This is a genomic window from Ectothiorhodospira mobilis (assembly GCF_900114895.1).
GTDB classification, from domain to species: domain Bacteria; phylum Pseudomonadota; class Gammaproteobacteria; order Ectothiorhodospirales; family Ectothiorhodospiraceae; genus Ectothiorhodospira; species Ectothiorhodospira mobilis_A.
The window spans coordinates 97,455-105,791 of record NZ_FOUO01000009.1; the positions used below are offsets into that span (position 1 = coordinate 97,455).

General features: G+C 65.3%; 5 protein-coding genes and 1 pseudogene. 1 reads left to right on the forward strand and 5 read right to left on the reverse strand.

Annotated elements, in window-relative coordinates; all coding sequences use genetic code 11:
* Positions 1–33 precede the first annotated feature (33 nt).
* The 5 genes from BM214_RS08675 to BM214_RS08700 form a co-directional block, all read right to left on the reverse strand.
* Complete coding sequence (locus BM214_RS08675) at positions 34–1,206, reverse strand: Wadjet anti-phage system protein JetD domain-containing protein (RefSeq protein WP_244887909.1); 1,173 nt, start codon at positions 1,204–1,206, stop codon at positions 34–36.
* Positions 1,184–4,552: an ATP-binding protein gene (locus BM214_RS08680; RefSeq protein ID WP_244887910.1), complete on the reverse strand. Its 3,369-nt coding sequence runs from the start codon at positions 4,550–4,552 to the stop codon at positions 1,184–1,186. Before BM214_RS08680 ends, BM214_RS08675 begins: the two co-directional genes overlap by 23 nt.
* Positions 4,549–5,220, reverse strand: a complete 672-nt coding sequence (locus tag BM214_RS08685) for a DUF4194 domain-containing protein (protein WP_090485746.1) — start codon at positions 5,218–5,220, stop codon at positions 4,549–4,551. The genes BM214_RS08680 and BM214_RS08685 overlap by 4 nt, the downstream gene beginning before the upstream one ends.
* Positions 5,204–6,667: a DUF3375 domain-containing protein gene (locus BM214_RS08690; protein ID WP_090485748.1), complete on the reverse strand. Its 1,464-nt coding sequence runs from the start codon at positions 6,665–6,667 to the stop codon at positions 5,204–5,206. The genes BM214_RS08685 and BM214_RS08690 overlap by 17 nt, the downstream gene beginning before the upstream one ends.
* Before the next feature lie 184 nt (positions 6,668–6,851).
* A complete protein-coding gene (locus tag BM214_RS08700; RefSeq protein ID WP_090485754.1) occupies positions 6,852–7,454 on the reverse strand; it encodes a class I SAM-dependent methyltransferase in 603 nt (200 codons plus the stop codon).
* A 143-nt stretch (positions 7,455–7,597) separates the two neighbouring features.
* Between BM214_RS08700 and BM214_RS08705 the strand changes: the two are divergent.
* A pseudogene (locus BM214_RS08705) lies at positions 7,598–7,975 on the forward strand (transposase); the annotation flags it as partial.
* Between the last annotated feature and the right edge of the window lie 362 nt (positions 7,976–8,337).

Here is an 8,337-nt window from a genome sequence, read left to right on the forward strand (position 1 = left end):
TCCCCTACCGGATGGCCCGTGCGTTCCGCTGCATCAGAGCGATCTCAACGCATTCTGCAGGCGTCGGCGCGCGTAGTCCCAGTGGATCCGCTCCTGCTCCAGGCGCGGCGCGACGCCCCAGCGGTTGCCCCGCAAACCCTCGAACACGGCCCGTTCCTCCGGGTTCAGCCCCAGCATTTTCCCCTCGGCCGCCGGTGTCTTCTCGTGGACCCACAGGTCGCGGTGGGCCAGGAGCGTCTCTTCGTCCATCAGCAGCGAGCGCACGGCGGGCAGATACCCACGCAAGCGGTTGAGGATGGCGAAGCCGTGGGTGTCGAGATCGCCCCAATAGAAGCAGGGGATGCCTTGAAGCCAGGGGAGCTGGGCGAAGGGTTCGACCGTATAGCCCTGCCCCATAAAGACGACGGCACCATCCATGGGCTCGAAGGCGAGCCCGGTCTGAAGGTTCTCGACGATCAAGGCACAGCGCACCGGAAGCTGGAGCCGTGCCACATCTTCCACCGGCACCTGGATATCCGCCAGGCCACCCACATGCATTTGCAGCGCCGCATCGAGCAGCCGCAGGCGCAGACGAGGCGGCGGCCGGCGCAGTCCGGTCAGCGCATAGAGATCGTCCTCGGCCTCGCTGGGGATGATCGCCCGCAGCCAGTCGGTGACCGTCTTGCCCCGCCCCTCCAGCCACTTGCTGTCCAGCCCCGGGACCGGGAGCTGCCGGGGATAGCAGTTCGAATGCGGGTGCGCCTCCAGCCAGCCCAGGAGGGCCACCAGGCGCTCGACATCCACCGACGCCCACTCGAACAGCACCTCCCGGTCGCGGGATACCGTCTCGGCAAGCGCCGGCCAGCGGGCGGTGATCCCGCGATAGCGGTGGACCGCTTCTTTCCAGGCCGCCCCGGCGCCGATGAATTCGACCACCTCGAGGGCGGATTCGAAACGGATCGCCTCGGGCAAGCGCTGTGTGCCCAGATTGGACCAGCGGCGCTCGACCCACTGCACGTTACCCGGGCCATCCCAATCGGCCCAGCGACCCTGCCACTGCTGCACCGCCCGCAATTGCTGTGCGGCCTCGCGCTCTCTCGGTAGCCCGAGGGGCAGTTGCAGCGGCCACGCCCCCTCCCCGCGGAGCCAGTAACGGCGCTGGGATTGATACCGAGTGCGCAGCCGTTGGGCCACCCCATCCGGATCAAGCAGGTAGGTCTTCGCCATGGGCTTGCGCCGAGAGCTTGAGCCGTTGCTCGCTGTGATCGTATTCGATGGGCAGGGTGGCCGAACGCTTGCGCTCGGTGATGTCGACAAAACAGGCACCGCCGATGAACGGCTCCAGGGTCATCACCGATTTCAGCGGCGTGGCGACGATCATCTGGAAGCCAAACTTCTTGAAGATGCGCAGGGCCAACTCGGTGAATTCGTTATCCGCCTTGCCGAAGGCCTCGTCCAGCACCACCGCTGCATAGACCGGCAACCCGCCGTCAGAACCGCCGAGCTGATAGCGCAGCGCCGCCGCGAGGCAGGTGGTCGCCAGCTTCTCCCGCTGGCCGCCCGACTTGCCCTGACTTCCGCGGTAGATCTCCACCTCATAGTCATTCTTCTGATCCAATTCCCGGCCGATGAACTCCACATGCAACCGCACATCCAGCACCTGTTCACGCCAGCGTCGCTGCTCCGGCTCATCCCCGCCGAGGCGCCGGACCATATCCCGCAGCACCAGAAAGCGATCTTCGGCGCTCTCCCGATCCATCTGCCAGGCATGACCAAGCACCTGTTGCACCTGTTCACGAAAGGCCCGCACATCGGGCAGATGGCGGTCGTTGATATCGATCTGCAGATAGGTGCCGGAATTGAACTCGGCGTCGGCCAGTCCCTCGTTGACCAGCTCCATGCGGGCGTGGATCTCCTTGCGGGCCTGGGAGATCTGGGCGTTGAGGGCGGCCAGGTTCTCCGTGCTCTGTTCCCGGAGCATGTCGAAAAACCGTTGTTCATACTCGGGCAGACCGTCCCGCTCCAGCCGCTCCAGGATGCGCAGGAATTCCGGGGCCGATTCGACCGTCGCGTCCACATCCGCGCCCTCCTGGGGCCACTCCCGCTTGAACTCGGCAAAGGCAGTCTCCATCCGCTTGATGCAATTGGCCCGCTCCTCGCGCTGAACCTTCAGCTGGTCGTTGAGGGCCCGTTCCACCTGACGCCGCCGATCGTCCAGGTTCTTGCGCGTGACCTCCCCCCTGGCCGCAAACCGCTCCTCGAGGGTCTCGCGCTGGGTCGCATCGGGGCGGATCAGGGTGGCGAGCTGATGGTCGGTGGCCTCCCGCTCCTGGGTCAGATTCTTCACTTGATACCCGATATTCCCGCGCTCCACCTCCACATTGCGCAGGCCCTCCTTGGCCTTTTCCAGGCACGCCCGCTGCGCCTCCATCCGCTTGCCCAGTTCCCGCAGCTCACGATTGCCCTCGCGCATTTCGCGCAGCTGCTCATCGAGGGCGGCGATCCGGTCCAGGGCGCTGGCCACATCCACATTCGTCCAGACGAGGTTGCTGATCGACATGCACGCCTCCACCCGCTGGCGCTGCGCCTCGCGCTCCTGGCGAAGGGCTTCCAGTTCCTCGTTACATTGGGCGATGATCGCGCCCAGTTCCTGGGCCCGGGCCTTGAACATGGCGAGCTTTTCGCGATTGTCGAAGCCGAGCACCCAGCGGCGCCGGTCATCGATGCGATGGCGATCGTCCTTCTCGTGGCGGTCGGGCCCGTGACGGACCTGTCCCTGGCGGGTCAGGGCCCGCTTCTCCCGGCGAAAATCCTGCAGGGAATCGACACAGGCGTAATCGAATCGGCGCGCCAGCTCCGCCTCCAGCCAGGGCCGGAAGGTGGTCTCCTTCAATGCCAGCTTGTGCAGCAACGAAGCCGGCCGCGGCTCAGTGGCCGCTGGGGCGATCCCGTCGTCGATTCGGTAGTAGACCAGCCGCCCGCCAAGGTGGGTGTCGTTGATGTGGCTGGAGACGGCCGCGTAGTACCGCTGCTCCACCAGCAACGAGAGGGCGAAACCGTGGAGCAGCCGCTCGATGGCACCCTGCCATTCGGCCGCCTCTTCCTTGACCTGGATCAGTTCCCCGGCAAAGGGCAACTCCGCCTCACTGCAGCCAACTGCCGCGGCGACGCTGGCGCGTAGTTCCAGCATGTGGGCCGGGATATTGGAAGGCTGGCGCTCCATGGCGTCGATTTCCCGGCGCACGGCCGTGAACTCCTTCTCCGCCTCTCCCTTTTGGTCACGGATGGCGTCGCGGCGATCGTCCACCGCCTCCTGGCCGTGGCCCCAGGCCTCGACGATGTGGCGTGCCTCGGCCACCTGTTCGCCAAAGCGGTGGGCATGATCCGGTACGGCCCAACCCATCACCTGGCAGGCCTGCTCCAGCTGGCCACGGCGCTGAAGACGCTCATCGCGCAACGATTCGGTCCTCGCCCGCTCCCGCTCCAGCGCCTCGATCCGATCCCCGCCACGCTCCCGGTGCTGCATCTCCAGTTGACGTAGCCGCTCCTCTTCGGACTCCAGTTGCTCGCGCCGCTGCTGCTGTTCCCCCTCCAGGCCCCGGTCACGGGTATGGAGCGCCTCGATCTCCTGGTCAAGCAGTTGCAGGCGGCGCTGCTCGGTATAGCCATCGATGGCCTGGAGCAGCCGCTCCTGCTCCAGAATCGTCTCCTCCAGGGCCTCCTTGCGGGTGTGCTGCTCCCGCGCCGGCTTGAGCGTGTCCACCTGACGTCGTGTGGTAACCACCTCCTGATGGGCCGCATCCAGCTCGCCGAACTCGGCCACCATGCGGTCGGCCACTTCGAACGACTTCGGCTGGTCGAGCATGAACTCCCGCAGAAAGCCATTGAGATCGCCGAGGTTCTTGGCCGACTGGGTCTTGTGCAGCAGCTTCAGGGCCATCTCCGACTCGATCCCGAGCAATTGGCGGAAACGCTCGCCGTAGGCGCTGAAAGTGGAACCAAAATGGTCGACATCCTCAAGACGCTTCTTCAGGCCACGGATGTCCAGGTCGAAGCCCTCCAGCTCCCGCGCCACGTCGAAGCCCCGCCCGGCGATCATGTAATGACGACCAACGTCCTGATTGCCCGCGGCGTTCCCCCGGAGCCAGTAGAGCTGGATCAGCGTCACCTCGCGGTCATCGGCATTGGCGTAGGTGAGGGCCAGGGCCGACCACGTGGTGCCGGTGCGAAGAAAGCGGGTGGCGATCTCCCCCGAACCGAGGTCTTTTTGATCTCCCCAGGCACCACGCACGTAGGAAGCGAGATTCCGGTCGCGCCGTCCACGATCCCCCTCTCGGGCGGCGGCGTTGAAGGCAAGCCACTTCGGAGGCACCAACAGCGCCGCCAGGGCATCGAGCAAGGTGGACTTGCCTGAGCCGGAGCGGCCGACGAACAGAAAGCCGTCCTCGGCGATGGCGATATCGTGCAGGTTGGAGAAGGTGCCCCAATTGAACACCTGGAGCCGACGCATGCGAAATTGTTGCCGGCGCAGCTGCGCTTCGACGTCGACAAAGAAATCGGCCTGGATGTTCACGATGCCGCCCCCTGGTCTTCGGACTCGGCCCGGACAGCACTGTATTGCTGGATCAGGGCCGTTACCTCTTCGGCGCTGAACAGCAGCTTGAGCGTCGGCGAGATCTCGAAGCGCCCTTCGCTGCCGCGGATGGCGCTGATCAGGCTATTCTTCTTGACCTTCTCGATGGCGGCGTTGACCCGCCGCTCGAATCCCGCCTGATCGGTATTGAGGGCCCGTTCGTACAATCGCATCTGCTCGACCATCTCATCCATGGAGACCACCGCCCGTTCTCCGCGCACATCGGCCTCGGCCAGCAGTTGCCGCAGGTAGAGCAGCAGCACCGATTCCAGGAAGGTCAGACGGGTGCGGCGCAGCAGGATGGGCGCCTCCAGTTCGCCGGTATCGGCCTGGCGCACGAAGGCCACCTGGGCGTCGGTGTCCACCACCAGATCAAGAAACAGATCTGCCAGACGGGAGCGAATGAGGTCCTGATAGCGCAGCAAGTCCGGCCAGAGCCGGCTGTGGCGACGCCCGTCCAGGGACGGGCCGGTCAGCAGCTGCACCAGAAGCCGGCGGGCGTCGGCCGGCAGTTGACCGGTATCGCCGGGATAGAGCGGCTCATGGGTCTCCGCATCCATGGGGGCCTCCATGGGGTCTGCCTGCTCCGTTTCATCCGTCTCGTGCATGACTCTCCCTCGTGAAATAGATGCGCGGGATGCGGGCGCAGCGGTCCACGCCGTCGAGGCCGGTCCAGCAGACCCGGTCCCGCCGATCCGAGGTGATCCCCTGCTGGACCCCCAGGGCCAGCAGCCCCACCACCGAACCGAGTCCCTGCTCGGCCGGATAGGCCTCCAGCACCTCGGCCACCGATACCTGTTGCCGCTCCTGCAGCAGCGCCCGCAATTGCTCCCGCAGACGGCGAAAATCGATCTCCGAATGGGCCAACAGTTCACTCACCGAGTCCAGGGAGATATCGGCCTCATCCGCCCTGGCGATGGCACCCTCGGCCTGGTCGCGGCTGGGGTCATGGAGTTGCCACTGCGCCAGGGAGCGGATATTCGCGCTGGTCAGATACAGGTCACGTCCCACATCATCGGTGGGGCGATAGGACGCCCTGGCCTCCATTGCCCGACGCTGGGCCAGGCGCAACAGCTTGTTCAGGCGGCGCTGTTCCTGATACTCGCGGCTCTGGACAAACTGCTTCAGCCCGCGGGCGAACTGCTGGAACACCTTGTGGACCTCGCCGCCGTTATCCAGCAGCACCCGGGTCAACTGCAGCAGAAAACGCCGCTCCCGCCGATCCAGCCGGTGGGCAAATTCCCTTGAGAGCACCCGGTCCAGGGCCTCCTCGAAGGCCAGGGATTGTTCGGAGTCGGTCAACAGGCGCCAGAAGGCACGAAACGCCTTGCCGGCATCGCTCTCGGCGATGACATCCACCCCGGAAAAGACCTTCTCCAGCACCTCGCCCCGGCTGCCCTCGTTGTCGACGATCTGCTCGCGCAGATCCCGATTCAGGGTGTAAAACTCGTCGCGGACCCGGCGGAAGTCATTGACCAACTCCTGGGAAAGCAGGAGCACCTCGCGTACCCGCTCCAGGGCCCGCTCCTCTGGCAGCGGCTCCAGCTTTCCTGCGCGGGCCGCCTCGATCTCAGCATCGATACGGGCCCGCTCGCGCAGCAGCGCCTCGATGCGCGCCTGGGGATCGGTCTCGGTCTGCTCCGCCAGTTGGCGCAGCTGATCCATGACCAGGGACAGGCGGGTCTCGGTGGCGACGGCACGCTGCTCGGTAAGCCCCTGAATGAACTGGATGGCACGCACCGCCGACGCGCTGAGTTCGTATTCCTCCTCACTCGCTCCTGGCTGAAGCGAGCGAAACAGATAGCCGGCGCGCACCCAGTTGGCCAGATAGACCTCGGCCGTCTGCGGGAGATCCACCCCCTGGGCACGCAGCTGCTCCAGATCCTGGCGCAACCGTTCCAGAAGGACGGAGCTGGGCAAACGCCGCTCCCGCTCCAGCAGATGCACCTGGAGCAATCCCAGGACGATGGGCGCATTGTCCTGGGCAAGCAGACTCCAGGCCGATTCCCTGCGCAGGCGCTGGTTGGCCAGGGCGTGTCGAGCGGCTTTCACCATGGGATCTTGGGTGCGATGAGCCAGCAGAAGGGCGAATAAATGCCGAGCCGGAAAAGCGGGACAGCCCCCTTCCACATCACCCGGATGGGCCTATCTTCCGCCTTCCATTCATGGATGAAAAGGGGGATCTCGGCCAAGGGGAGCCAGCTGAAGCCATGGGGGTCGTGCACTTCCGCTGTCCATTTCAATCCAGGCCCCATCCGCCTGCCCTGTGCAGCAGGGCATTGACCCAGGCCTCCCCCTCGCGGCCGGGGCGGGGGTCCTGGGTGGTCCAGGTCTCCAGCCCGGCCAGGCCGGGCAGGTCCCGGGTCCAGGCGCGGATGCGGGCCGTGTCGGCATCGGTGAAGCGGCGCCCCCGGTGCCAGCGCTCCCCCCGACCCTGCTTGAAGCTGCAGTAGAGCACGCCGCCGGGCACCAGGGCCCGCCACAGGCGCTGGAATGCGCCAGGGAGCCGGGCCTCGGGCACGTGCAGCAGGCTGGCGCAGGCCCAGATGCCGTCGTAGCAAGCCTCCTCCTCCAGTTCCTCGAAGCGGCGCACGGGCACCTCCCGGCCCAACAGGGCCGCGGCATGGGCGGCCAGGGCCGCGCTGGCATCGAAGGCACTCACCCGGTAGCCCTGGCGGGCAAAGGCCAGGGCGTCCCGCCCCGACCCGCAACCGGCATCCAGGATCCGCCCTCCCGGCGGCAGATGCCGCAGGAAGCGCCCCCGCAGGGAGCCCATGTCCACCGCCAGGGTATCGGCGATGAACTGCTCGGCGTGTTGGTTGTAGTAGTCGAGGGTCTGCATGTGCTGTTCAGGCCCGTGGATCGAAACGCCGAAGGGAAGCGAAGGTCGAGTTAAAGTCAGATCTGGTGTATGGGGAGAGGAAGGGTGGCGTATCCTGTTGATTGATCACGACCAAGATCTCAATCAACAAAAACGGACACGCCATAACCAAGTCTACCCTTCAAGCTGTTTCACAACCAGAACCGCAGGCCACGGATCCGCTGCACGAGCTGCTGCGCCAGGGTGCCCGCGACCTGATCACCCAGGCGGTCGAGGCCGAGCTGGCCACCTTCCTGGCGCAGTATGCCGGGCAGCGTCTCGAGGACGGGCGTCAGGCCGTGGTTCGCAACGGTCACCTGCCGGAGCGCACGATTCAGACCGGGATCGGTGATGTCAGCGTCAAGGTGCCCAAGGTGCGTGATCGCAGCGGCGGTGGTGCCTGCTTCAACAGCAGTCTGCTGCCGCCCTACCTGAAGCGGGCTCGAAGCGTTGAGGAGTTGATCCCCTGGCTCTACCTGAAGGGGGTCTCCACCGGGGACTACGGTTCGCCTGCGGACCAAGCGCAGCCGGAACTGCGGGTCCCGGGCGACGACCCTGGCAATGGTCTTCAAACTGCTTCAGAGCGCCCAGAAGCGCTGGAGACGCATCAAGCACTTCCAAAAGCTGGAACTGGTCATCAACAACGTCAAGTTCCAGGACGGAGAGCAAGTAATCGATCAGTCAGACAGGAACGCCGCCTGACCGTCGTACACCAGATTTGATAATAATCTCCCCCCACCAATACCAAAAGCTCACAGTTCGCTGTTGGCCTTTTTTAATGGAATGGCCTGCTCCCACCCTATTACGCTGCTTGGTGAGATATCTACGCAGCGAGACGAGGAGGAAACAGACCATGTCCATTGCA

Excerpts from the sequence above, each read along its gene's own strand:
- BM214_RS08685 (WP_090485746.1), bottom strand. The coding sequence starts at position 5,220 with ATGCACGAGACGGATGAAACGGAGCAGGCAGACCCCATGGAGGCCCCC.
- BM214_RS08690 (WP_090485748.1), bottom strand. The coding sequence starts at position 6,667 with ATGGTGAAAGCCGCTCGACACGCCCTGGCCAACCAGCGCCTGCGCAGG.
- BM214_RS08700 (WP_090485754.1), bottom strand. The coding sequence starts at position 7,454 with ATGCAGACCCTCGACTACTACAACCAACACGCCGAGCAGTTCATCGCC.
- BM214_RS08675 (WP_244887909.1), bottom strand. The coding sequence starts at position 1,206 with ATGGCGAAGACCTACCTGCTTGATCCGGATGGGGTGGCCCAACGGCTG.